Here is a 23,738-nt window from a genome sequence, read left to right as displayed (position 1 = left end):
GGGTGGTCCGGGGCGGGGGCGGAGCTGATCGTGTCGGGTCGCGGCGGGGTGGGCTTGCCGGGCAGGGGTGTGCCGGAGTCGGGTGTGCGGGGGCGGGTGTGCGGGCCGGGCCGGGCGTGCCTCGGCCCGGCCGCGGCTCAGTCGCGGCGCAGCAGGTACGTGACGAAGCCCAGGGTGCCCCGGTAGCCGTGCAGCCACTCGGTGCGGTGCCGGTCCGCGGCCTCACGGGCGGCCGCCGCGTCCGGGTGGTCCGGGTGGTCCAGCGCCCAGGCCGACAGCGACCCCGTCCAGGAGAACTCGTAGTCGTCCCACTCCTGCAGGCTGCTGACGTACCCGTACACCGGCGTCCAGCCGTCGGCCATCACCCGGTCGGTGGTGGTCGCCAGATCGGCGAAGTCGTCCCGGGCCGCGCCCAGGCCGTCCAGCACGGCCTGGGCGGGCTCGCACTCCCAGAAACCCTCGCCGACCAGCACCAGACCGCCGGGGGCCAGCAGTTCGCGGGCGGCCGCCAGGGTCGGCAGCAAGCCGCCGAAGGCGTGCGTCGCACCGACGTTCAGCACCAGGTCGAAGGGCTCCTTGGCCTTGAACTCGCGGGCGTCCAGGTGGTGCAGGCCGATCCGCCGCTCCACCCCGAGCGCCGTGGCCGTCTCCCGGGCCCGGGTCAGCGCCGCCGCGTCCAGGTCCACGCCGACCGCCTGCCAGTGCGGCCGCGCCGCCAGCGCCCGGACCAGCCAGGCGCCCTCGCCGCAGCCGAGGTCCAGGGCCCGGCCGGTCTCGGTGTGCTCGGTCGCCCTGGCCAGCAGCCGGGCCACCGACTCGTCGGTGATCGGCGCGGCGATCGGATGGTGGGCGTGGGCAAGGCGGGAGATCGTCTGACGGTCCATTCGAACAGTGTGGCCCAACCGGGCTCAGTACGTCCGGCCTTTCCAGGCGGCCCCGCGTCCGCGCCAGTGTTGTACCGCCGAGTCCACCGTCATCAGCAGGTAGAGCAACGCGGTGAAGGGCAGCAGCAGCGCGGCCGGCGCCGGCCGGCGGTAGTAGCGCAGCATCGGCACGAACGTCCCCGCCATCAGCGCCCACGCCGCCCCGCCGGCCGCCGCCACCGCCCAGTGCGCGGTGACCGCCCCCGTGACGGCCGCCACCGGCGGCACCAGGTACACCAGCGCCAGGCCGGCCACCGTCCCGACCAGCAGCAGCGGGGAGTGCCGCAGCTGCGCGTACGCGCTGCGCGAGACCATCCGCCAGAGCTGGGCCAGCCGCGGGTACGGGCGGACGCTGTCCACCTGCTCCGCCAGGCCAAGCCAGGTCCGGCCGCCCGCCGCCTTCACCGCACGGGCCAGCGACACGTCGTCGATCACCGCCCCCCGGATTGCCGCCACCCCGCCCACCCGCTCCAGGGCCTCCCGCCGCACCAGCGAGCAGCCGCCCGCCGCCGCGGCCGTCCGGGCCCCGGGCCGGTTGCTGCGGCGGAACGGGTACAGCTGGGCGAAGAAGTAGACGAACGCGGGCACGATCAACCGCTCCCACCCCGTCTCCACCCGCAGCCGGGCCATCTGCGACACCAGGTCCAGCCGGCCGGTCTCGGCGGAGGCCACCAGCTCGGCCAGCGAGTCCGGTCCGTGCGCGATGTCCGCATCGGTGAGCAGCAGGTACTCGGCGTCCGGACCGGCCAGCTCCACCCCGTGCCGCAGCGCCCACAGCTTTCCCGTCCAGCCGGGCGGCAGCGGGGGAGGGGTGGTCACGGTCAGCTCCAGCCCGCCGGGCATGGCGAGCGAACGCGCCAGCGTTCCGGTCCCGTCCGAGCTGTGGTCGTCCACCAGCACCACCCGGGCCCGGCCCGGATACTTCTGCGCCAGCAGACCGGGCAGGCTGAGCGGCAGCACCTCCGCCTCGTCCCGGGCCGGCACCACCACCACGACCTGCGGCCAACGGGCGGGCGGACGGCGCGGCGGCAGCCGTACGTCGGTGCGCCAGAACAACCCGTGGCAGCACGCGAGCCAGAGCCAGACCAGCAGGGAGAGCACGGCGATCCACAGCAGGACGGTCACCCGGGCAGTCTGCCGCACCCGGGGCCCGCAGCGGGGCATCGACTAAAGTCTTGCCCTGTGAAGATCGCACTGATGGACTCGGGAATCGGCCTGCTGGCCGCCGCTGCCGCCCTGCGGAGGCTCCGCCCCGACGCCGACCTGGTGCTGTCCTCCAACCCCGCCTCGATGCCCTGGGGCCCGCGGACGCCCGAGGAGGTCACCGCGCTCGCCCTCGGCTGCGCGCGGGCGGCCGCCGCCCTCGGGCCGGACGCCCTGGTGATCGCCTGCAACACCGCCTCCGTCCACGCGCTCGCCACCCTGCGCGCCGAACTGGAGCCCGCGCTGCCCGTCATCGGCACCGTCCCGGCCATCAAGCCGGCCGCCGCCCTCGGCGGCCCGGTCGCCATCTGGGCCACCCCGGCCACCACGGGCAGCGCCTACCAGCGCGGCCTCATCCGCGACTTCGCCGGGACGGCCGCCGTCACCGAGGTCGCCTGCCCCGGCCTGGCGGACGCCGTCGAACACGGCGACGACGCCGCCATCGACGCGGCCATCGCCGACGCGGCCGCCCGCACGCCGACGGGCACGGCGGCCATCGTGCTCGGCTGCACCCACTACGAACTGGTGGCCGACCGCATCCGCACCGCGGTCGCCCCCGTCGCGGCCCCGGACCTCATCCTGCACGGCTCCGCCGACGCCGTCGCCGCCCAGGCCCTCCGCCGCATCGCCGACCCGGCCCGCACCGGCAACGGCACCCTGACCGTCCTCCACGCCGGTGCGCCCGCCGCGCTCCCCCCGGCCGCGCTCCTCTATCCGCAGGGCCACACCCTCGCCGCCACGGCCCCGGCGGTCTGACGGGCGGGGCTCCTGGTTCGCTGCTGTCGGCGGCGCTCTTCTGCTTTTTGGCCGCTTTGGCAGCCTGCGGTCGGCTCCTGGCCTCTCCGGGCCCTCCCGCTCCGTCTGTCGGCCGACCCGTGCGCCCTCGATGGCCCGGGCCCGAGGCCGCGGGGCGCCCTCCGGCGACGTTCCGCGCAGCCCGAGCCTCGGGCGAGGCTTCGAGGCGCATGAGAAGCCGGACGGGCCGACTTCTGGCGCGCGGGTGTCGCCTGACGTAGCCACACTTTGCAAACAATTGCCGTGGCACCGGTGCAGCGAGGGCGGGCCGGTGCGGTGGCATGGGAGGCCGTGCGGGCCGACCTCGGGTGCGCGGGCGTAGGGGCACTTTGCAAATAATTGTGGAGGGTCGGCTCGGCGCGGGCAGGCCAGCCGCTGCTGCAACTTGGCAGGTCGGGTGGGCTGACTTCTGGCACGCGGGTGTACGGACTCTTTGCAAACAGTTGTCGCGGAGTCGGCTCGGCGCGGGCAGGCCAGCCGCTGCATGAAAAGTTGGGTGGGCCGACTTCTGGTGCGCGGGTGCACGGACACTTTGCAAACAGTTGTTGCGGTCCCGGTGTACCGAGGGTGGGCCGGTGCGGTTGTACGGGAAGTCGGACGGGCCGACTTCTGGCGCGCGGGCGCAGGCACACTTTGCAAACAGTTATCGCTGCGCTGGTGCAGCGCGGGTGGGCCGATGCCGCTGCGCAGGAAGTCGGGCGGGTCGACTTCCTGCGCAGCCACCCGCTTCGCCCTTCGCCGTCAGGCCACGGCCTGGCCGCGCCAGCGGCGGTAGGCGGGTTCGAGGCCGGAGAGGATGGTGTCGAAACGGCGGGTGCTGGTGGTCGAGTCGACCTGGAGGCGGCTGATCTGGAGGGGGTGGTTGGGGAGGCGGGGGCCGAGGCGGTGGTCGGAGAGGAAGCCGAGGCGGTAGCCCAGCTCCTGCAGGACGCTTTCCGCGCGCGGGTCGTGGCCGCCGTCGGGGTAGGCGAAGGCGGCCGGTGGTTCGCCGAGCCAGCGGGTGAGGGCCTCGTGGGCGCCGGTGATCTCGGTACGGACGGTGGCGTCGTCGCAGCGGCCGAGACAGGGGTGCCCCTGGGTGTGGTTGCCGATCGCCACTCCACCCTCGCGCAGGGCGAGCAGGTCGGCGGGGGTGAGCTGTTCCTGCCGGGGAGGGCGGCGGTCGGCACTGACCCGCAGCTCCTGGAGGCTGCGCCGCCGGTCCGGGTCGGCCATGGCCTTGAGCCGGGGGAGCAGCTGCGAGGGGTGTCCGCAGTCGAGTGAGCGGGCGCGTCCCCCGTGCCGGGCGAGGAAGTCGGCCTCGTGCCACCAGAACGGTTTCTCGGTGCCGATCAGCTCGGAAATGACGAAGGCGGCGGCCGGGATACCCCGGTCGTTGAGGGCGGGCAGGGCGTGGGTGAGGACGCTGCGGTCGGCGTCGTCGAAGGTGACGAGGACACTGCGGGCCGGCAGGGGCCGCCGTTCGGTGACGGCCTGCTGGACGGCGGAGAGCGAGACGGGTGTGGCGAGTCTTCGCAGGCGGTCGAGCTGGGCGCCGAAGGATCGCGGGTCGGTGACGCCGTGGTATGCGAGCACGGCGAGCCGCTGCGCTGCCCGGGCCCGGAACAGCGGTTGGACGGGGGCGAAGCGCAGCCAGTCACCGCGTCCGGCGGCCGACTGGGGTGCCGCCGCTACCGGACGGACGACGGGTTGCCGGGCGGCCGGCTGCCCGGCGGCCGCCTGCGACAGCGGGTGCACGTTCACGCCCGGAAGGGCGCGGACCACGGAGCTGCTCCGGGGCCTGGAGATCGATGTCGTGGACTGGGACTGCGGCACGGTTCCCCCTCGGTCGCCGGTGCGGCGTGGCGGTACCGTCGGAGGACGGAGCCCGGCCTCCGACTCCAGGGCACGGCGGCTCCGCCCCCTGGGTTTTTCCGGTCCTCGGCGGGGACTCCCAACCCGCACCGCGGACGGCTCCTGGATCGCTCAATGTAGTGGAGACCCCTACACGCCGTAGATGGTTGTACCGGACGGGCGAGGATTTTTCGTGGGTCCGAAACAAACGCCCGAGGGGGTGCGCCGGAGTGCCGTCGAAGCCTTTTCGGTTGCGCAGAGTGCAGGGAATACCACTCCTTGCGGGCTGCCTCCCGGGCAGCCTCGGGGTACCTTGGGCTCATGGCAGATGCGGAACGTGATCACTTCCACCTGCACGGTGCGACCCGGATGGCCCGAGCATGGAGTGGCGGTGCGCTGGTCACCCACCAGATCCCGCTGGCGATGGTCGGCCTGGCCTGCCTGGCGATCGGGATCGTGGTCGCGGTGGTGGTTCCGGACAGTGACGGTCCGGCCTGGGCAATGGCGGTGGCCGGCTGTCTTGCCGCCGGGGTGCTCCTGCTCGGTCGGATCGCGTTCGCCCTGCTGCGGTACCGGCGCGGCGCGACCCTCTGAGACAGCGACCGGCGCGACCCTCTGAGACCGCGACCGGTTCGGACGGCAGCCCCGCCGACGGTCGGGCCGGGCGCGGCCGGGAGGCCGGAAAGCCGCGCCGTCGACTGAACGGCTGATCGATTCCAACCGGTCGGATCGGCCGGTTTTCAGCCCATCTGCCAACTCCTTCTCGCTTCTTTCACAATTCCGGGTCATCAGCCCCACAGTTCCCCCTACTGTGATTTCCATTCGGTCGCCAACTGCGCCGAATAAAAGGCCACTTGGCGGCGCCGGGGAGGGCGCCGCCGAGGGTGGAAATAGGCGCAGGGGGATCGATGAGCGGCACAGCCGGGCCCGCGGAGGCCGGGGCGACGGCCGGTGCGTCCGGGGGTATCCGCGAGCAGGTGAAACGCCAGCTGGCCCGTGCGGTCGGCGGTAGGCCGGGCGAGGGTGCCACCGTCCTGATCCACCACCGCGTCGGCGGCGGCAGCCCGGACGAACTGGACGTCGCCACCTCGGACTTCACCGCCCAGGCGGACCTGCTCGCCGAACTCCCGCCCGGCCGGGTGGTCTCGCTGGACGAGGCCGTGGACCGGATCGAGGCCGGCCGCCACGCCCCCAGCACGGTGCTCACCTTCGACGACGGCTTCGCCGACGTCTACGAGAACGCCTGGCCGCTGCTGCGCGAGCGCGGCCTCCCTTTCACGGTCTACCTCGCCAGCGGCCACGTCGGCGGCGAGATGCGCTGGGAGGGTTCGACCGCGAAGACCTCGGGCGCCCCGGGGCTCAGCTGGGAGCAGCTGCGCGAGATGACCGCCTCGGGCCTGTGCACGGTCGCCAACCACACCCGGAGCCACGCGCGGCCCGAGCTGCTCACCACCGCCGAACTGGACGCCTGCAACGACGATGTCGAGCAGCACCTCGGGGCCCGCCCCCGGCACTACGCCTACACCTGGGGCGTTTCCGTCCCGCACATGGAGCCGGCGCTGCGGGCCCGGTTCCGGACCGCCGCCACCGGTGAGGTCGGGCGCAACACCCCGGGCGGGGACCCGGTCCGGCTGTGCCGGGTGCCGGTCCGCCGCACCGACCCGATCGACTTCTTCCGCGCGAAGCTCTACGGCCGGCTGATACCCGAGCGGGCCTACGCCCGGATCGTCGCGACCGCGAAGGCGGTGGGTGCGCGTGCCTGAGTCCACCGCCCCGCTACCCGAGCCCACCGCTCCCGAGCCCGGCGCCTCCGAGCCCGGCGTCTCCAAGCCCACCACTTCCGGCCCCGCAGAGCCCCGGCCCACTGCGCCCCGGTCGCGCGCACCTCGGCCCGCCATGCCCCGGCCCACTGCGCCCGACCCCACCCCATCCGGGCCGAGCACCCTGGTGCCCCGGCTGCGCGGCCCCGGCGGCCGCCCGCTGCGCGTCGCCCACCTCACCACCGTCGACATGAGCCTCCACCTCCTCCTGGCCACCGAGCTCAAGGTGGACCTGGAGGCCGGCTTCGAGACCTACGGCATCAGCGCGCCCGGCCCGTACGTGACCGACCTGGAGGCGATCGGCGTCCGGCACCAGCCGCTGCACGCGCTCACCCGGGCCTGGCAGCCCCGCGCCGACGCCGCGGCCGCCCGCGAGCTGCTCGCCGTGCTGAACCGGCTCCGTCCGGACGTGCTGCACACCCACAACCCCAAGACCGGCGTGCTCGGCCGCGTGCTGGGCCGGCTCGCCCGGGTGCCCGTGGTGGTGAACACCTGCCACGGCCTCTGGGCGCAGGCCCACGACCCGTTCGCCAAGCGGGCGTTCGTGCTCGGCGTGGAGGCCTTCGCGGGCCGCTTCTCGCACGCCGAGCTGTACCAGAACGGCGAGGACCGCCGCACCCTGTCCCGTGCCGTGCCGGCCCGCCGTTCGCGCGTGGTCGGCAACGGCGTGGACCTGACCCGCTTCGCCACCGACCCGGGCGACCGGGCTCGTGCCCGCGCCCGGCTCCGTGCCGAACTCGGTGTCGGGCCGGACGAGCTGCTGGTCGGCGGGGTCGGCCGGCGGGTGGCCGAGAAGGGCATCCGCGAGTACGCGGAGGCGGCCCGGGCGCTGGCCGGGAAGGCCCGCTTCGTCTGGATCGGCCCGGACGACCCGGAGAAGCCGGACGCCCACGGCGCCGAGTCCGGCGTCGAGTTCCCCGGCCCGCGCCGCGACATGCCGGCGGTGTACGCGGCCCTCGACGTCTTCGTGCTCCCCTCCTACCGCGAGGGGTTCTCGCGCTCCGCCATGGAGGCCGCCGCCGGCGGTCTCCCGATGGTGCTCAGTGACATCCGCGGCTGCCGCGAGATCGGCACCCACGACGAGCACCTGCTCCTCGTCCCGCCCGGGGACGCCCGGGCCCTCACCACCGCGCTGGACCGGCTTCTCACCGAGCCCGGCCTGCGCGACCGGCTCGGCGCCGCAGCCCGGTGCCGTGCCGCGGCGCACTTCGACCAGCGCGCCGTCGCCAGGGTCTCGCTGGAGACCTACGCGGCCGTCGCCCGCGCCAAGGCCCTGCCCTGGACGGTCGGCTGAGCCCGCGTACTTCACCGCACCGCATCAGGGGGAAGGACCGTCATGAAGCGAGGGGGGACCTCGCGGTCACCGTCCTGGCCGGGATCGTCGCGATTCCGCTCGGCCTGGTGATCGCCCTGCTGATCCGCTGCACGACGGGCGGACCGGTGCTCTTCTGTCAGACCAGGACCGGGTGGCACGGCAAGGAGTTCGAGATCCTCAAGTTCCGCACCATGCGGGACAGACGCTTTCCGGAGGAGCCGGACGCGCCCCGCATCACCTGGCTCGGCGAAATGCTCCGCAAGACCAGCCTCGACGAGCTGCCGCAGCTCTGGAACGTCGCCCGCGGCGAGATGGGCGTGATCGGGCCCCGGCCCACGCTGCCCGAGCAGGTCGTCCACTACTCCCGACGCCAGCGGGGCCGGCTCGACGTCCGGCCCGGCCTCACCGGCTGGGCGCAGGTCAGGGGCCGCAACTCGATCAGCTGGCCCGAACGGATCGAGCTGGACCTCCGGTACGTCCAGCACCGCTCGCTGCTGCTGGACCTACGCATCCTCGCGCTCACCGTCGGGGTGCTGCTGAACCCCAGCGGCATCACCGCCGCCGGCGGGGTCAACCCCGGATTCCCGGCGCCCACCGAGACCACCGAGCCCGCCGAGACGCCCGTGGCGCCCGTGGCGCCCGCTCCGTTCGCACCTGTCACCCCGGTCGCCCCGGTCGCGTATGCCGCGCCGGTGACCGCACCTGCGCCGATGACCGCACCTGCGCCGGTGACCGCACCCGCGCCGGTCGCCCCGTTCCCGACCAAGACCATCAGCCTGCCCCGGCAGGCCACCGGCCCCCGGCTGGCGCAGCCCGTCCGCACCGTCGTCGAGGAGGCGTCCTGAATCCGGAAGCCGGCGCGGGGAGCGGGCAGGATGACGTCATGACTGCCACGGCCGCCACCAGCAGGCAAACCCACAAGCCCCACCAAGCCTGCCAGCCCCACCAAGCCCATGAGCCCTACCAGGCCCACCCGGAACTCTGGATCGCCGGCGTCGGCGGTGTCGGCCGCGAGGCGCTGGACACCGCGCTCGCGGCCGGCGTCCCGGTGGCGGGCTTCCTGGACGATCGGCAGCACGGCGCCACCGTCCGCGGCCTGCCCGTCCGCAGGCCCGCCGACATCCCGTCCGGCGCCCGGTACCTGGTGGGCATCGCCGACCCGGCGGTCCGGCAGCGGCTCGCCGCCGTGCTGGACGCCCGGGGGGCGGCGCCCGCCACCCTGGTCCACCCCAGGGCGCTGATCGCTCCGGGCACCGTGCTGGAGCCGGGCTGCCTGGTCATGGGGGGTGCGTACGTGTCCAGCAGCGTGCGCCTTGGCGCGCACAGCCAGGTCCACTACAACGCGACCGTTGGCCACGACACCGTCTTCGGCGAGCGGGTGACGGTCTACCCGGGCGGCAATGTGTCCGGGGCGGTGCTGCTGGCCGACGACACCACCGTCGGCAGCAACGCCGTCGTCCTCCAGGGCCGCAAGATCGGTGCGGGTGCCTTCGTCGGCGCGGCCGCCGTGGTGACCAGGGACGTCCCGCCCGGCGAGGTGGTGGTCGGCTCGCCCGCCCGTCCGCTCCGGGCGGCCCGCCCCTGACGCCATGCCTCTCCCCTCACACCAGGCCCCGGCCGGCCAGCGGCGAGGCCCCGGCTCGCGGACGCCCGGCTCCCGTCCCCGGCTTCCGCTTCCTGACGCCGGATAGGGTGCGGGGCATGGCCATTCCCACCTTCCTCGCCGACCTCCGCGCCCTCGTCGGCACCCGCAAGCTCTGGCTGAGTGCCGCCGCCGCCGTCGTCTTCGACGACCGGGGCCGGGTGCTGCTCGCCCAGCGGGCCGACGACGGCCGCTGGGCGCTGCCCGGCGGCATTCTCGAACCGGGGGAGCAGCCCGCCGACGGCGTGGTGCGCGAGTGCCTGGAGGAGACCGGTGTCGAGGTCGTCCCCGAGGTGCTCGCCGCCGTGCGCGTCACGGGCGACGTCACCTACCCCAACGGCGATGTGACGCAGTACCTGGTGCTCGTCTTCCGCTGCCGCCCGGTCGGTGGCGAGGCCCGGGTGAACGACGACGAGTCGCTCGCCGTCGGCTGGTTCGACCTGGACGACCTGCCGCCGATGATCGACCAGGAGCACGAGTGCCTGCGGCAGGCCCGGGACTCCCAGGGGGCGACCCTCTTCGAGTGGGACGGCAAGGAGCGCCCGTGACCGGCGACCCGGCCACAGAAGCCGCACAGCCCGGACGACCGGCCCCGCCCGCGCAGCCCGGCCAACTCGCACAGCCGGCAGAACCCGGACAACCCGCCCCGCCCGGACTGGCCGAAGTCCCGCTGTCCGACGGGCCGGTGGAGTTCCGCGGCGCGCTGCACCTGGAGCGTACGGCGGTCGGCCTGCGCCCCTGGCGGCTGCCCGCCTGGACGGCCGCGCAGGCCCCGGGCGACGCGCTGCGCCGCGTGGCGATGATGCCGTCCGGCGTGCGGCTGGCCTTCCGGACGGCGGCGACGGTGCTCGAACTCGCCCTGCACGCGCCGCCGGAGTCCCCGTACCCGGGGGCCATCGAGCTGATGCTGGACGGTGTCCGGGCCGGCCGGGCCCCGCTGCCGGCGGCGGGAGGTCCGACCGTCCTGCGGTTCGACCCGGGGGCCTCGGACGGCGGGCGAGAGGTGGAGCTGTGGCTGCCGCAGTGGACCTCCGTCGAGCTGGTCGCGCTGCGCGCGGACGCCCCGGTCCACCCGCCCCGGCCGACCGGGCGGCTCCGCTGGCTGCACCACGGCAGTTCGATCAGCCAGGCCCCGGAGGCGGACTCGGCCGCCGACGTCTGGCCGTGGATTGCCGCCGGGCGGGCCGGCGTCGACCTGCTCAACCTCTCGCTGGCCGGCAACGCCCATCTGGACCCGTTCACCGCCCGCACCATCCGGGATCAGCCGGCCGACCTGATCAGCCTCAAGATCGGCATCAACGTCATCACGGCGGCCTCGTTCCGCCTGCGCACCTTCGTCCCGGCCGTGCACGGCTTCCTGGACACCGTCCGCGAGGGGCACCCGGACACCCCGCTGCTGGTCGTCTCCCCGCTGTTCTGCCCGCCGTTCGAACGGACTCCGGGTCCGGCGGGGTACGAGCCGACGGCGGACGGGCGTCGGTTCACGGCGCTCGGCGACCCCGCCGACACCGCTGCGGGTGCGCTCACCCTGGAGGTGGTCCGCGCCGAGCTGGCCGCGATCACCGCCGCCCGGGCGGCCACCGACCCGCACCTGCACCACCTGGACGGGCTCGCGCTCCTGGGTCGGGAGGACGCCGACGGACTGGGCGACCTGCTGCACCCGAACCCGGCCGGGCACCGGCGGATCGGCGAGCGGTTCGCCGCACTCGCCTTCGGCCCGGGCGGGCCCTTCGCCGCCACCGTGGCCACGTCCTGAGGGGGCGCCTCGGAGCACGGCCGCCGTGCTCCGAGGCCAACCCCCTCCGCGCATGGCCGCCGTGCTCCGAGGGATGCCTCAGAGCGTCCGGAACCACTCCGCCGTACGCTCCAGCCCCTCGCGCAGCGGCACCGGCCGGATGTCCGGAAAGAGCTCGCGCAGCCGGGAGTTGTCGGCCTGGGAGTCCCGGACGTCGCCGGGCCGGGGCTCGGTGTGGGCGACCTCGACGGGGTGGCCGAGCACCGACTCCAGCTCGCCGACCAGCTCCAGCAGCGAGATGCGGGTGCCGAAGGCCAGGTTGACCGGGTCGGCGTGCACCACCGCGGCGTAGGCGTGACCGGCCGGCTGGAGCGGGCCGAACACGTTGAAGAACCGCAGCGGCAGCACGCCGAGCCCGTAGCAGTGGTGGTAGGCCGCCAGGTAGGCCTCGGTGGCCAGCTTGCTCACCGCGTACGGGCTCATCGGCGCGGTGCGCATGGTCTCGCGCTTGGGCAGTTCGCGGTTGGCGCCGTAGACCGAGGACGAGGAGGCGGCGGCCACGTACGGACCGCCGGCCCGGCGGGCCGCCTCCAGGACCTCCAGGGTGCCGGTGGCGTTGGCGTGGTGGCTGGCGAGCGGGTCGGCCACCGAGCGCGGGACGGAGGGCAGTGCGGCCAGGTGCACCACCGCGTCGGCGCCCGTGAACGCCTCGTCCAGCAGGGCGGGTTCGAGGATGCTGCCCTCCAGGAGGACGGCGCCGGTGCCCGCGAGGTTGGCCTTGCTGCCCGTGGACAGGTCGTCCACCACCCGGACCTGGTCCACCTCGGGGCGGGCCAGCAGGGTCCTGACCAGGTTGGCTCCGATGAATCCGGCCCCGCCGGTGACGACCACGCGCATGGCCGAGGTTCCCCCCTCCGACCGTCCGGCCCGCCCGGCCGGCCGGTCCTGCCCGATGGTAGCCGGGCGGTCACCCGCCGTGGGGTGGAACGCCGAGAAGTGCCGTGTGGGGAAGGGGCGGTGACGTGGGATCAGTCCTTGTGCTGGCGGTACGCCTCCTCGGCGGCGTCCAGCACCGCGGCGAGGTCGCCGCCCGCGGTGGCGGTGGCGACGGCCGCGACCGCGCCCTCCACGAATGGGGCGTCGGCGAAGCGGACCGGGAACGGCAGGCCGTGCTCGTCGGCGTTGGCGAGCAGTGCGCGGACGGTCGACACCGCGCCGCCCAGATCGGCGAGGATCACCACGCCGTGGCCCTGGTCGACCCGGCGGGTGGCGGCGGCCACCAGGACGGCACTGATGCCGGGGCCGGAGACCAGGTCGCCCCCGGTCCCGGCGACCGGGGCGGGGGTGTCGGAGCCGGCGAGTGCGAGCGCCAGGGCCCGGACGGCCACGGCAAGATCCTGGCTGTGCGAGACCAGCACGATGCCGACCCGCCCGTGCGTGGGCGGCCGGCCGGGCGTCGGACGCGGCAGCGGGGTGCGCGAGGGCGGTGTGCGGGGCGCCGGGGGGTGGGCCGAGGGGGCTTCGGAGATGGGGATGACATCGGCGCGGGTGCCGTCCCGGCGGCTCATCGGCTGCTCCTGTGGGCGCGGGGTGGAGGATGCGGGGTGCGGGTGGTGTCGCTTCGGTGCGGGGTGGCGGTGCGGGGTGGCGGTGCGGGCTCGTGGTGCGGGCTTCCCTCACTCTGGCAGCTCCCGTGCCGCCCGCCCGGGCGGGACACGCTCCGCGGGGCTCGCGCCGAGGGGTGGGCCGCAGCACACGGGTGATGCCCGGGGGCGGGGGCCGGGCCTCGGCCCCGGTCGGGGGAGTCCTCGGCAACCCGCTGACCGGGGCGGCGGCGATGGCTAGGCTGGCCCCGGAAGACCGTCGGGAGGAGACCAGTAGTGGCAGCCAACATCGGGACTGACGTGGAATCGGCCGCAGAGGTGGCCGGGGTGGGGGGAGTGCCGGCGCCCGGCGCGGCGCCGGAGCTCGCACCGAACGGGAAGCCGAAGGTCGACTTCAGCGGGGCCACCTGGCTGTGCAGCAGCCAGGGCGTCGGGGACGTCCAGATCGCCTTCGTCGACGGGTACATCGGCATGCGGGACGGCCGCCAGGAGGACGGCCCGGTCCTGGTTTTCACGCCGGGGGAGTGGCGGGCCTTCGTGCTCGGCGCCCGGGACGGGGAGTTCGACCTCACCTGAGGTCCCGCGCCAGGACCTGCCCGGGGCCTCGCCCGAGCCGGACGCCCGGGGCCCGGGGCCTGAGGCCCGACCCAAGTCCCGAGCCCTCACCCGAGACCCGGGACCTCGCGCCTGCCGGTTCCCGGGGCCTCGCCTTGGCCGGTTCCCGAGGGTGCCGGGCGCAGGATGCCGGACGGGCCCCGGCCAGGGGCCCGCCCCCGGCGCACGCTTGTGCATCGGGGGCGCATCGGTCCGATCTCGTTTGAGCGTACCCCGTCATTATTTCTGTTGACTGTTAGACAAACGCAGCTCAGAGTATGAGCACAGGCAGACGCCGTGCCCACCGCCCCCACGCGGCCAGACACGGCGCCTGCTGTGCAGCCCGGCAGTGCTGCCAGGCCTGCCTCCCAGTCATCCCCTGCGCACCGGGGGTGCGTCGGCCGTTCCCGACCCCACAAGGGGGCCGGCAGTCGCCGGGAGGCTGGCACCGAAGCCGAGAGCGACTCGGAGTCGGTACCGGGTGCTCGGGACCCGCACGCCCCCACGCGGCGGCGTCCCGAGCAGATCCGCGGGAGCGACGGGCCGGGGCCCCGCGGACCTTGCTTGTGTGGCATGGAACTGTTGGCTTGTGTGTTGTGCTCGCTGTGCTGTGCGGTGTGCGACGACGAAGCTGGGTGCTCGGCGGATCGGCACGACGATGCGCACAGTGAGGGATACGCGTGTAGGGCCGCGTTGCGACATGCCGTCCCCCCGAAGGGTGAAACCCAGAACGGCCGTCGTGCTGAACCGAACGTAGCCCGGACGGTTGCTCAGAGTCAACATTGGTCTCTGAGCGTGGATCTCCGTCCGGTGCCCCACCCACCCCGTGAGAGCGGTGTGCCGGGCACGTACGATGTTCCCATGTCTTTTCTCCGCCGTCGCTCCGGACAGCCCGCCGGCCCGGACTTCGACGTGCTCGCGATGGACCCGGGCGACTGGCCCGGCGACTTCGGTGCGGCCATGATGACCGGTCCGGACGGCTCCTGCCAGGGGATTTTCCTGCGCTACGACCTGTTCGGCGGTAGAGGCCCGGCGATGTTCATCGGCAACCTCCCCGAGGGCTCGCCGGCCCGCGACACCGGGGACGACGTGCCCTTCGAGGTCCGGCAGCTGCTCGCGGCACTGGAGAACGAGGAACCGGTCGAGTTCGTCTCGGCCGAGGACTTCCCGGTGATGCTCGGGGACGACCTGCTGATCGTGAAGAAGGTCAAGGTCAGCGAGGGTCGGGTGTTCTGCTCCCAGTTCGGGCGCAGTGACGGCGTCCAGGTCACCATCGCCTCCTGGGACCGACCGATTTCGGACGACCTCTACCAGCTGCTCAAGCCGCTCCCGGCGGACATGTTCCAGCAGGGCTGACCGGCGCCGTCTCCGGCGTCCGCTTTGCCCCTGGTACCTGCTTCGCTCCCTCGTGTCCGCTTCGCCCCCAGTGCCCGTTTCAGTCCCTCCTGCCCGGTTCCGTTCCCGGCCGGATTCCCGATCGGGAAACGCTGGGGGCGTCGGAGGCACCGGGAATCGGGGGCGGGCGGGAACGGCGGGGCGTCCCGCGCCCCGGGCGCTGCTTGACGGTTTCGATCACCGCTTCGTACAGTCGCGAACATGTCGTGCCGTCTCCCGCTGCTGACCCGCCGCAGCTATCTGGACCTGCGGCGCACCGCCAGCGCGGCGTGTCCGGGCCACTGAGGGGGACTCGTCCCCGAGGCGGCGGGCGGCCGGCCGAGCGGTCGGCGCCGATCCGGGGGCGGGCGTTTCGCTGACCTCCGGTGCCGCCAACCCGGTACCGCGCGCCCGTCCGGCGTGCCGCCCGCAGTTGCCGAGCCCACGCTGCCGCCCGGAGGCACCAGCACCATGACCAGTACCGCGACCGCCGTCGCCGCCGACCAGTCGCCCGTCGCCACCGCCCTCGCCGGGCTGCCCCGGGTCGTCGACCTGCTGGCCGCCCGGGCCGAGGAGCACGACCGCGACGCCACCTTCCCGTACCAGGGCATCGAGGCGGTGCACGAGGCCGGACTGCTCACCCTCACCGTCGCCCGGCGGTACGGCGGGCCGGGCGGCACGCTCGCCGACACCGTCCGGGTACTTGCCCAACTCGGGCGTGGAGACGCCTCGGTGGCCGTGGTCACCGCGTTCACCCTGCTCCGGCACGCCGAGCAGGCCCGGGTCGCGAGCTGGCCGACGGCCGGTTACCGGCGGCTGCTCACGGAGTCCCGGCGCGGGCCGGCGCTGGTCAGCACCCTGCAGGCGGAGCCCGGCGACCAGGGCGGCGCTCACGGGAGTGCGGTTCCGGCCACGGTGGCCCGGTGGGACGGCGACGGGTGGCTGCTCACCGGCCGGAAGACGTACTGCGCCGGCGCCGAGGCGCTGACCTGGATGGCGGTCACCGCACGGACCGACGAGCCGGTGCCGCGGGTCGGGACCTTCCTGGTCCGGGGCGAGAGCGAGGGCGTCGAGGTCGACCCGACCTGGGACCAACTCGGCCTGCGGGCCAGTGCCAGCCACGACGTGGTGCTGGACGGCGTCCGGGTGCCGGCCGAGCACGCCCTCGGGCTCGCGGTGCCGAAGTCCGCCGCCGGAGCGGCCCTTTCGGGAGCCGGAACCGGCCCTTCCGGAACCGCCTCCGCGGTGGCCGGAACCGCACCTTCGGGAAGCGGAGCAGTCGGTTCCACCGTGCCGGCCGCCGAACTCACCCGGGCCTGGCACGACCTGGCCCTCTCCGCGATCGCCCTCGGGGTGGCCCGCTCCGCCGAGGACTGGCTGGTGCGCTTCCTGCACCAGCGCACCCCGGCCAATCTGACCGAGCCGCTCGGCAGCCTGCCCCGGTACCGCTGTGCGCTCGGCGAGATCGAGGCCCAGCTGATCGGCGCGGAGGAGTTGGTCAACGGCCTTGCCCCGCGCGTCGACAGGGGCGAGCCGGACGCCGTCGCCCGGACCGGGCCCGCCCATCTGCTGGTCACCCGGGCCGCGACGGCCGCCGTCCAGCAGGCCGTCGCGCTCACCGGCAATCCCGGCCTCAGCCGACGCCACCCGCTCGAACGCTACCTGCGCGACGTGCTCAGCAGCCGGGTGCACTTCGCCCCGGACGAGGCCGTCCTGGACGCCGTCGGCCGGGCGGCCCTCGATCGCGGGGCCCGGCCCTGAGGACTGAGCCCCGTCAGCAGGCCTGACGGGGCTCAGCGCACGCCGCCGCCCAGCGGAGCCGCGCCCAGCGGCGCACGCCTGCCTCAGCGCGTGCCGACCGCGGCGCGGACGGCACGGCGGGCCAGCGCGGCGTCGTCGTACAGCCGACGGATCATGATCCGCTGCTCCTCGCCCGCCCCGGGCACGTCGTAGAGCCGGATCTCCCGCATCAGCACCAGCACCAGGTTGACCAGGAAAGCGTCCCGGGCCAGCGTGCCGCCGCTCTGGGCGAGTTGGCTGATCTGGCGGCGGGCCGCGGTGTCCCCGGAGAGGACGCTCCACAGCACCGCCAGGTCGTAGCCGGGCAGGTACCAGCCGGCCTGCTCCCAGTCGACCAGCACCGGCCCGGACGGCGCCAGCAGCATGTTGCTGAGCAGTGCGTCGCCGTGGCAGAGCTGGAGCGGGGTGTGGCCCAGACCGTGCAGCAGGCCGCGGAGGTCGCCGGCGTCCCGGTCGGTGAGCTGGCCCACCGAGTGGTACCGGGCGATCTCCAACTGGTAGTCCAGCCGCGGCTGGAAGACGTCGGTCGGCGGCCGCCACAGGTTGAGCGTCCGGACGGCGGTGAGCAGCGCCCGAACCTCGCCCGGGGTGGGCGCGTTGACCGGGTGGCGCTCCCGGGCGGCCGGACGGCCGGGGACGCGCTCCATGACGAGCACGCAGCGGTCGTGGTCGGCCGCGACCAGCCGGGGCAGCCGCACCGGCGGACGGTGCCGGACGAACGCCCGGTAGACCGCGACCTCGTGGTGGAAGTCGGCCACCAGCTGCTCGAAGTACTCACTCCGCACCGCCTGCGGCGCCAGGCACTTGGCGACCACCGGCGCCCGCCCGATGGTGCCCGCCACCAGGATGTGGCGGCTACCCTCGCGCAGGACCTGGCGCGGGGTGAAGGCGGGGCATATCCGCGCGACGCCGGCCAGCGCGGCCCGGACCGCCGGGGTCTGCAGCGCCGACGGGTCGATCCGCTCGGGACCGCCGGCCTGCCCGGGCCGCATCGGCTGACGCAGCATCCGGCCGTCGCCCGGCCGGGCGGCCGGGATCCGTGCGCCTCCCGGCAGGACGGAGTCGGGGGCGCGCAACCCCAGTGCCGTACGGGCGGCCTGGCCCCGCGCGTCCGCGGGGCGGCTCGGCGGCGGGACCTGCTTGGGGCCGGGACGGCCGGTGGCTGCGGTGGGGGGTCGCAGCGCGGTGCGGGTCACGGTCGGCGAGGGGGAGGTCGCTGAGGGGTACATGGGGTGAGGGAGGTCCCTTCCTGTCCGTCGGCGGGTGCGCCCCGCGGTGCGGGGAGGGCCGGTGCCGCGTGCTTCCTGGCGTGACGGCGGCCCTGTCTTCGGTGCGGTGGGTGGAGCGCGGGCGCCGGGCACGGACGCGGGGCCGAAGCCCCTTGCTGCGGCGGTGTTCCGACCGTCCGCACCCTGGGGAATGCGGTCGGCCGGACTGCCGTGGCCGTGCCCGGCGCCCCCGCGCCACCCGGCCGCGCCACCCCCTCGGGTGAGGACCGGGGACGCCCCTGACACGGGCGGGGGAGTCCCCGCCGTGGCCTGGGGCGCCGCCCGACCCGAGGGGCGAGGTGGCGCACCTCTACATCACACCCGGACGGCACTGGTTGGTAATGTGGCGGACCCTGGCGAAGCCTGGCGAATGCTCGCCTGGCACATGACGGAGCCTCTAGCCTCGAACCAGCCGAGGAACCTGGGGGCTTCACGTGAGCAGGGAACCCAACACCCGACTCGCCGATCTGTTCGTCCTGACCGGATGGTCGAAGGGCGAGCTCGCGCGGCTGGTCAACAGGCGTGGCGCCGCGATCGGACAGCAGCAGCTGTCCACCGACACCTCGCGGGTCCGGCGGTGGATCGAGCAGGGGGAGATCCCGCGCGATCCGGTGCCGAGGGTGCTGGCAGCCGTGTTCACGGAGCGGCTCGGCCGTGTCGTCACCACTGAGGACCTCGGTCTGGAACGACACCGGCCCACCAGGACCGGAGCGGCGCAGCCCGCAGCACATCCATGGGAGCCGGATCGTACGGCCGCGGTCCTCACCGAGTTCACGGGAATGGACCTCATGCTGAACCGACGTGGATTGGTGGGCGCGGGTGCCGCGCTCACGGCCGGGGCGGTCGTCGCCGACTCCCTGAAGGGCTGGCTGGGCGGGGACGCGGTCGCGTACGCGGCCTCCGTGCCCGGGCCGCGACCGGTGGTCACCGGGCAGGGCGCCGCCCGTCCGGTGGTGGACGTGTACGACGCGGGCCCGGTCGGGCTCGACGAGGTGGAGGCGCTGGAGCGCTCGGTGCAGGTGTTCCGCGCCTGGGACGCCGCGCGCGGCGGCGGCCTCCAGCGCAAGGCGGTGGTGGGCCAGCTCAACGAGGTGGGCGGGCTCCTGACGCACCGCCACAGTCCGGTGGTGGAGCAGCGGTTGTGGCTGGTCGCCGCCAACCTCGCGGTGCTGGCCGGCTGGATGTCGCACGACGTCGGCCTGGAGCCCACCGCGCAGCGGTACTTCGTGATCGCCGCCGAGTCGGCCAAGGAGGCCGGCGACCGTCCGCGGGCCGGCGAGGCGATCTCGCGCGCGGCCCGGCAGATGGTCCACCTCGGCAGGGCCGACGACGCGCTCGACCTGATGTCGGCGGCGAAGGCCGGCGGCGGCCAGGTGCTGCCCAGAACCCGGGCGATGCTCAACACCGTGGAGGCCTGGGCGCACGCCTCGATCGGGCACTCCCAGGACACCTGGCGGCTGCTCGGCGAGGCCGAGGACCTCTTCGCCGAGGACGTCCCCGAGCCGCCGCCGTCCTGGATGCAGGTCTTCGACGAGGCGGAGCTGCGCGGCATGCAGGCGCTGGTGCTGCGCACCCTGGCCGAGCACCACCCGGTGGCGGCCGTGCAGGCCCGGAGCCAGGCCGAGCGGGTGATCAAGCTCCGCGAGGGCACCGGCCAGCTGCGCTCGGCGCTGTTCGACCGGATCACCCTGGCCTCGGTCCACTGGCTCACCGGGGAGCCGGACGCGGCGGAGTTCCAGGCCAAGATGGTGATGAACCTGATCGGCCAGAACTCCTCGCACCGCACCTGGGACCGGCTGCGCGAGATGTACCGGCTGACCGCCCGCTACCGGGGGATGCCGGTGGTGGACGAGCTCCGCGCGGAGCTGGGGCGGGAGTTGCGGCAGGCGGACGCCAAGAACCGGCCGAAGCTCGCCTGAGCCGGCCGGCGGTCCGGTCGTTCGGGGACACGGCGGCTCGGCGGTCTGGTCGTACGGCGGTTCGGCGGCTCGGCGGTTCGTGGATTCGGGCCGGGGCGAGCCGGGACGGGTCCGTGTCGGCCTGCGCGGGTCGTTGGCCGAGGCGTGGCCGGCGGTTCAGGTGCCGCCGGTGGTTCAGGTGCCGCCGGTGGTTCAGCGGTGGTCGACGACGGCGCGCAGCAGCAGGCGGAGCGCGGTGACGGTGCCGTCGGTGCCGAGCACGGGCTCGCCCGCGCACTCGATCGCGCCGCGGCCGCCGCAGGGGTGGCGGACCTGGAGGGTGCCGTAGGCGTGTCGTCCGTGGACCAGTGCGTCGGTCATCATCCGGCGCAGCTGCGGCCGGTCCGGCTCGTCGACGCGGTCGGGCAGCCGGTCGAGACTGAGCGGGCCGCGCCCCGGGTCGCACCCGAGCAGCCGGAACACCTCGTCGGACCACCGGATGTCGTCGGTGAGGAGGTCCCACTCGGCCGAGCCGACTCCGGGGCCGGACGGCGCCTGTGTCGTGCCGTGCGCTCTGTCGTCCACTCTGCCGTCCACCGCGTCGTCGGCCGCCCCGGTCTCCGGTCCCGTGCCCGCCCCGCCGTCGGCCGGGCGGCTCGTCGGGGCGCCCGGTGCGGTCCGGGTGTCGCCGGTCGTCCGGCTGTCCGCCGGCCTGTCCGCCACGGCGGTGCCCGGCGGACGGCCGGCGGTGCTGGGCATGTTCATGACGGTTCCATTGCTCGGGTGACGGCCGGGTTACAGTCTGTTCGGGTGGTGAGAAGACTGTCGCACAGCGGCCTCACCCCTGCGGGGGATTTGGGCAGATCTCTGGCAAAATTCCTCCGGCATATGCCAAACGGACAGAAGGGTCCATTGCCCTGTGTGCGGCGGGGTGTCCGAGGCGGTAACCTTCGGTGATTCCGGCGCCCGGGCGCCCACCGCAGTACCGACCAGTGACCCCGGCGACGGAAATCCCGTTGCCACTACGACCGCCGCAACGGATGCTGACCTCATGTTCGAGCCAGTGATAGCACCCAGTGCCAGCCTCCTCGGCCTCCTTCAGCGAGGCCGTGGTGACGGGCAGCTCCATGCGCTGGCCGCCGACCGCACCGAGGCCATCACCGCGCTGGAGGAGTGCGTCACCAGGGACCCGAGGGCCGACTGGCAGGTCGAGAACCGCTCCCTCTACTACGCGCGCCTCTACATGGAGTTGGAGGCGCCGCTCGGCGGCATCGAGGACCACCTCCACGACCCGGAGGACCTCCTCGACGACGACGAGACCCGCACGGGCCTCGCGCTCTCCGTCCTCGGCCACCTCGCCGCCTACGGCCGGCGCGACGCGCTGCTGATGCTGCGCGAGTACGCCGCCACCGGCACCAACTGGGCCTGGGCCCTGGACGAGCTCGCGCTGCGGGACGACGACCGCGGCCTGCTGCTGCTCGGCACCGCCGTGCTGGACCGCTTCCCGCCGGGCCCCGAGGGCGACGCCGAGTTGCGCGAGTTCATCCGCGGCGCGTACGAGCCGCGGCCGTGGCGACTCTGGGCGGCCTACCACCCGCGGGTCGCCGCGGCGAGCGAGCAGTCCCCCTTCGACCTCTGGCAGCGCCAGCTCAACCGCAGCGGCGTCACCCCCGGCTGGTCCACCGCCGACGTGCTCGCCTGGGCCGACCAGGGCGAGCTGGGCGGCCTGAGCGCCGGCGCCTTCGCCCGACAGCCCGACCGCCCCGAACCGGCCCGCGACGCCGGCGACCTCACCGGCCCCGACGCCGTGGACCGCCGCGCCGCCGCGGCCGCGCGCTGCCTGGCCGCCGTGGTCCGCCCCGAGGACCGTCCGGCCGTGCTGGAGGCCGCCCGCAGCGGCCTGCCGGGCGCCCGCCGGGCAGCGCTGCGCTACCTGGTCGACCAGCGCGACCCGGCCGCCGCCGGCCTGATCGAGGCCGCTGCCGCCGACGTGGACGACCGGATGGTGCGCGCCGCCCTGGAGCTGCTCGGCCGGATGCGCGGCCCCGAGGTGCTGGCCCACGCCCGCCGCTGGGCCGATCCGACCGCCGGCGGCGCGGACAGCGCCCTCGGCGAGGCCGCCGTCCAGCTGCTCGCCGACGCCGGCGAGCCCTGCGACGCGCCCCTCGTGGTAGCCGGCCTGCGCCGCTGGATCTCGGTGCGCGGGGTGACGGGCACCGGTTCCGGGCTCGGGGCGCTGGTCGACGGTGCGGGGCGGCTTGCCGCCGCCGAAGCCGTCCCCGTCCTGCGCCACATCTACGGCGAGGCCGCCTCCTCCGAACTGCGTGGCCGCGCCGCCCAGGCGCTCGCCGCGACCGACGTGCACTTCCCCGAGGGCCCGGCCGTCGAGTGCCTCTGGGACTGCGAGGAGTCCACCCGGGAGCTCGCCGCGAGACACGTCGCCACCACCGGCGACGCCCGTGTGCTGGAGCGCCTGCGCCGGCTCGCCGCCGACCCGGCCGAGGAGGCCGAGGTCCACGCCGCCGTGCGGGGCCGGCTGACCGCCGCCCGCGAGCGCAGCCGGTAGCCACCCGGAGGGGGCGCCACGGGCGCCCCGGGGCCAATCCCGAGCCACCTGCGGGCCGGGGCGGGGCCGCGTGCCTGATCCGCCTGCGGGCCGGATCCGCCTGTGTGCCGCGGCCGAGCTGCGGCCGCGCGCCACCGGTCTGCGACCGAGCCGTTCGGGGGCCGGGTCGCTTCCTGGACGGACGAAACGGGCCGGGGCACCTGGAGTGGTGCCCCGGCCCGCTGCTGTCGGTACGAGGTGGGACCGGTGGGGTGGGAGCCGTTGGGCGGGACCGTTGGGCGGGGCTGCCGGGCTGGAGCGCCGGGTGGAACCGCTGGAACCGCGTTCTACTTCACGACCCCGGCGTCGGGCGCCAGAGTGCCCATGCTCACCAGCGCGATGATCAGAATGCCGAGCGCCACCCGGTACACCACGAACGGCATGAAGCTGTTGTTCGAGATGTACTTCAGGAACCAGGCGATCGCCGCGTAGCCGACCACGAAGGCGATCAGGGTGGCCAGGACGGTCGGCCCCCAGGCAGGGGCAGGGCCCTCGCCGATCTTGAACAGCTCCAGCAGGCCGGAGGCGAGCACCGCCGGGATCGCCAGCAGGAACGAGTACCGGGCCGCCGCCTCGCGACTGTAGCCGAGCAGGAGGCCGGCGCTGATGGTGCCGCCCGAGCGGGAGACGCCGGGGATGAGCGCCAGGGCCTGTGCGAAGCCGTACCCGGCGGCGTGCGGAAGGGTGAGATCGGTGATCGGCTTGGCGTTGCGGACCGCCCGGGTCCGGTCGGCCACCGCCAGGACCAGGCCGAACACGATCAGCGTGGTGCCGATGATCCGCAGGTCACGGAGGTTGGTCTCGATGGTGTCCTGGAACAGCTTGCCCAGGATGCCGATCGGCAGGGTGCCGATGATCACGAACCAGCCCATCCGGGCGTCCTGGTGCGAGCGGAGCGCCGGTCGGAACAGCGAGAGCGTCCACGTCTTCACGATCGAGGCGATGTCGCGGCGGAAGTAGATCAGCACCGCGGACTCGGTGCCGAGCTGGGTCACGGCGGTGAAGGCCGCGCCCGGGTCGTCCCAGCCCAGCAGGGCCGAGAAGACCCGGAGGTGGGCGCTGGAGGAGATCGGCAGGAATTCGGTGAGTCCCTGGATCAGGCCGAGGACGGCCCCGTGGAACCATTCGATCACCGGACACCCGCCCGGGGTATCCGTCGGTCGATGCGCATCAGCGGTCCTTGTGTGGTGGTCGGTGCGGGAGCATGCCATCGGCATGCGCGGGGCACATGCCGATGGCATGCGAACCGCCGGTCCCGCCCGACGCACGGGTCGCGCGAGGGCCCGGCGCGCGCCTGATGGTACGCGGTGAAGGTGACGGGTTGTCGTT

21 protein-coding genes are annotated in these 23,738 nt (G+C 74.6%); 13 read left to right on the top strand and 8 right to left on the bottom strand.

What is annotated here, in order from left to right; translation table 11 throughout:
- Positions 1–137 precede the first annotated feature (137 nt).
- Both C2142_RS06735 and C2142_RS06730 read right to left on the bottom strand, forming a co-directional pair.
- On the bottom strand, positions 138–884 hold the full coding sequence (locus C2142_RS06735) for a class I SAM-dependent methyltransferase (RefSeq protein ID WP_148641536.1): 747 nt from the start codon (positions 882–884) through the stop codon (positions 138–140).
- A gap of 24 nt (positions 885–908) precedes the next feature.
- The gene (locus C2142_RS06730) at positions 909–2,087 is read right to left on the bottom strand and encodes a glycosyltransferase (protein ID WP_148641535.1); all 1,179 of its coding nucleotides are present in this window, start codon (positions 2,085–2,087) and stop codon (positions 909–911) included.
- 18 nt (positions 2,088–2,105) lie between these two features.
- Here C2142_RS06730 and C2142_RS06725 point away from each other — a divergent pair, with 18 nt between their 5' ends.
- Positions 2,106–2,882, top strand: coding sequence for an aspartate/glutamate racemase family protein (locus C2142_RS06725; protein ID WP_148641534.1), 777 nt, complete (start codon positions 2,106–2,108; stop codon positions 2,880–2,882).
- A 780-nt stretch (positions 2,883–3,662) separates the two neighbouring features.
- Here the strand turns inward: C2142_RS06725 and C2142_RS06720 are convergent.
- Positions 3,663–4,685 carry a polysaccharide deacetylase family protein gene (locus C2142_RS06720; RefSeq protein ID WP_241002418.1) on the bottom strand — a complete coding sequence of 341 codons (1,023 nt, stop codon included), beginning with the start codon at positions 4,683–4,685 and terminating at the stop codon, positions 3,663–3,665.
- Positions 4,686–5,075: 390 nt separating this feature from the next.
- Here C2142_RS06720 and C2142_RS06715 point away from each other — a divergent pair, with 390 nt between their 5' ends.
- The 7 genes from C2142_RS06715 to C2142_RS06685 all read left to right on the top strand — a co-directional run bounded on the left by C2142_RS06715 (position 5,076) and on the right by C2142_RS06685 (position 11,287).
- Positions 5,076–5,348, top strand: a complete 273-nt coding sequence (locus tag C2142_RS06715) for a hypothetical protein (protein WP_148641533.1) — start codon at positions 5,076–5,078, stop codon at positions 5,346–5,348.
- Between the two features lie 314 nt (positions 5,349–5,662).
- A complete protein-coding gene (locus C2142_RS06710) occupies positions 5,663–6,517 on the top strand; it encodes a polysaccharide deacetylase family protein (RefSeq protein ID WP_148641532.1) in 855 nt (284 codons plus the stop codon).
- A complete protein-coding gene (locus C2142_RS06705; protein WP_241002417.1) occupies positions 6,510–7,868 on the top strand; it encodes a glycosyltransferase in 1,359 nt (452 codons plus the stop codon). Before C2142_RS06710 ends, C2142_RS06705 begins: the two co-directional genes overlap by 8 nt.
- Positions 7,865–8,734 (top strand): sugar transferase, encoded by an 870-nt coding sequence (locus C2142_RS06700; RefSeq protein WP_346766431.1) that lies wholly within the window; start codon positions 7,865–7,867, stop codon positions 8,732–8,734. Before C2142_RS06705 ends, C2142_RS06700 begins: the two co-directional genes overlap by 4 nt.
- Positions 8,735–8,772: 38 nt before the next feature.
- Positions 8,773–9,474 carry a NeuD/PglB/VioB family sugar acetyltransferase gene (locus tag C2142_RS06695; RefSeq protein ID WP_148641531.1) on the top strand — a complete coding sequence of 234 codons (702 nt, stop codon included), beginning with the start codon at positions 8,773–8,775 and terminating at the stop codon, positions 9,472–9,474.
- 116 nt (positions 9,475–9,590) lie between these two features.
- Positions 9,591–10,079, top strand: coding sequence for an NUDIX domain-containing protein (locus C2142_RS06690; protein ID WP_148641530.1), 489 nt, complete (start codon positions 9,591–9,593; stop codon positions 10,077–10,079).
- Positions 10,080–10,216: 137 nt separating this feature from the next.
- Entirely contained in the window at positions 10,217–11,287 is a 1,071-nt protein-coding gene (locus tag C2142_RS06685) for a GDSL-type esterase/lipase family protein (protein WP_148642236.1), read from the top strand.
- Between the two features lie 78 nt (positions 11,288–11,365).
- Here the strand turns inward: C2142_RS06685 and C2142_RS06680 are convergent, their stop codons facing one another.
- A complete protein-coding gene (locus C2142_RS06680) occupies positions 11,366–12,163 on the bottom strand; it encodes an NAD-dependent epimerase/dehydratase family protein (protein WP_148641529.1) in 798 nt (265 codons plus the stop codon).
- Between the two features lie 131 nt (positions 12,164–12,294).
- Positions 12,295–12,735, bottom strand: a complete 441-nt coding sequence (locus tag C2142_RS06675; RefSeq protein WP_241003127.1) for a PTS fructose transporter subunit IIA — start codon at positions 12,733–12,735, stop codon at positions 12,295–12,297.
- A gap of 471 nt (positions 12,736–13,206) precedes the next feature.
- Between C2142_RS06675 and C2142_RS06670 the strand changes: the two genes are divergently transcribed.
- The 3 genes from C2142_RS06670 (at position 13,207) to C2142_RS06660 (ending at position 16,599) form a co-directional block, all read left to right on the top strand.
- A complete protein-coding gene (locus tag C2142_RS06670) occupies positions 13,207–13,446 on the top strand; it encodes a DUF397 domain-containing protein (protein ID WP_148642235.1) in 240 nt (79 codons plus the stop codon).
- 879 nt (positions 13,447–14,325) lie between these two features.
- Complete coding sequence (locus C2142_RS06665; RefSeq protein WP_148641527.1) at positions 14,326–14,820, top strand: hypothetical protein; 495 nt, start codon at positions 14,326–14,328, stop codon at positions 14,818–14,820.
- 489 nt (positions 14,821–15,309) lie between these two features.
- A complete protein-coding gene (locus C2142_RS06660) occupies positions 15,310–16,599 on the top strand; it encodes an acyl-CoA dehydrogenase family protein (RefSeq protein ID WP_148641526.1) in 1,290 nt (429 codons plus the stop codon).
- An 83-nt stretch (positions 16,600–16,682) separates the two neighbouring features.
- Here C2142_RS06660 and C2142_RS06655 read toward each other — a convergent pair whose 3' ends face one another.
- Positions 16,683–17,867, bottom strand: coding sequence for an aminoglycoside phosphotransferase family protein (locus C2142_RS06655; RefSeq protein WP_148641525.1), 1,185 nt, complete (start codon positions 17,865–17,867; stop codon positions 16,683–16,685).
- A 473-nt stretch (positions 17,868–18,340) separates the two neighbouring features.
- Between C2142_RS06655 and C2142_RS06650 the strand changes: the two genes are divergently transcribed.
- Complete coding sequence (locus C2142_RS06650; protein WP_148641524.1) at positions 18,341–19,825, top strand: hypothetical protein; 1,485 nt, start codon at positions 18,341–18,343, stop codon at positions 19,823–19,825.
- Positions 19,826–20,017: 192 nt separating this feature from the next.
- Here C2142_RS06650 and C2142_RS06645 read toward each other — a convergent pair whose 3' ends face one another.
- Positions 20,018–20,569 carry a hypothetical protein gene (locus C2142_RS06645; RefSeq protein WP_148641523.1) on the bottom strand — a complete coding sequence of 184 codons (552 nt, stop codon included), beginning with the start codon at positions 20,567–20,569 and terminating at the stop codon, positions 20,018–20,020.
- A gap of 286 nt (positions 20,570–20,855) precedes the next feature.
- Between C2142_RS06645 and C2142_RS06640 the strand changes: the two genes are divergently transcribed.
- Positions 20,856–22,370 carry a HEAT repeat domain-containing protein gene (locus C2142_RS06640; protein WP_148641522.1) on the top strand — a complete coding sequence of 505 codons (1,515 nt, stop codon included), beginning with the start codon at positions 20,856–20,858 and terminating at the stop codon, positions 22,368–22,370.
- Between the two features lie 326 nt (positions 22,371–22,696).
- On the opposite strand, the gene C2142_RS06635 is transcribed toward C2142_RS06640, so the two are convergent.
- The gene (locus C2142_RS06635; RefSeq protein WP_241002416.1) at positions 22,697–23,542 is read right to left on the bottom strand and encodes an undecaprenyl-diphosphate phosphatase; all 846 of its coding nucleotides are present in this window, start codon (positions 23,540–23,542) and stop codon (positions 22,697–22,699) included.
- Positions 23,543–23,738 lie beyond the last annotated feature (196 nt).

The sequence above is a fragment of the Streptomyces sp. CB01881 genome, from assembly GCF_002953255.1.
GTDB lineage: Bacteria > Actinomycetota > Actinomycetes > Streptomycetales > Streptomycetaceae > Kitasatospora.
The sequence above is the reverse complement of the archived record's forward strand: the minus strand, read 5'-3'. Positions and strand labels throughout refer to the sequence as shown.

Excerpts from the sequence above, each read along its gene's own strand:
- C2142_RS06735 (WP_148641536.1), bottom strand. The coding sequence starts at position 884 with ATGGACCGTCAGACGATCTCCCGCCTTGCCCACGCCCACCATCCGATC.
- C2142_RS06730 (WP_148641535.1), bottom strand. The coding sequence starts at position 2,087 with ATGCCCCGCTGCGGGCCCCGGGTGCGGCAGACTGCCCGGGTGACCGTC.
- C2142_RS06715 (WP_148641533.1), top strand. The coding sequence starts at position 5,076 with ATGGCAGATGCGGAACGTGATCACTTCCACCTGCACGGTGCGACCCGG.
- C2142_RS06710 (WP_148641532.1), top strand. The coding sequence starts at position 5,663 with ATGAGCGGCACAGCCGGGCCCGCGGAGGCCGGGGCGACGGCCGGTGCG.
- C2142_RS06695 (WP_148641531.1), top strand. The coding sequence starts at position 8,773 with ATGACTGCCACGGCCGCCACCAGCAGGCAAACCCACAAGCCCCACCAA.
- C2142_RS06690 (WP_148641530.1), top strand. The coding sequence starts at position 9,591 with ATGGCCATTCCCACCTTCCTCGCCGACCTCCGCGCCCTCGTCGGCACC.
- C2142_RS06680 (WP_148641529.1), bottom strand. The coding sequence starts at position 12,163 with ATGCGCGTGGTCGTCACCGGCGGGGCCGGATTCATCGGAGCCAACCTG.
- C2142_RS06665 (WP_148641527.1), top strand. The coding sequence starts at position 14,326 with ATGTCTTTTCTCCGCCGTCGCTCCGGACAGCCCGCCGGCCCGGACTTC.
- C2142_RS06660 (WP_148641526.1), top strand. The coding sequence starts at position 15,310 with ATGACCAGTACCGCGACCGCCGTCGCCGCCGACCAGTCGCCCGTCGCC.
- C2142_RS06655 (WP_148641525.1), bottom strand. The coding sequence starts at position 17,867 with ATGTACCCCTCAGCGACCTCCCCCTCGCCGACCGTGACCCGCACCGCG.
- C2142_RS06645 (WP_148641523.1), bottom strand. The coding sequence starts at position 20,569 with ATGAACATGCCCAGCACCGCCGGCCGTCCGCCGGGCACCGCCGTGGCG.
- C2142_RS06640 (WP_148641522.1), top strand. The coding sequence starts at position 20,856 with ATGTTCGAGCCAGTGATAGCACCCAGTGCCAGCCTCCTCGGCCTCCTT.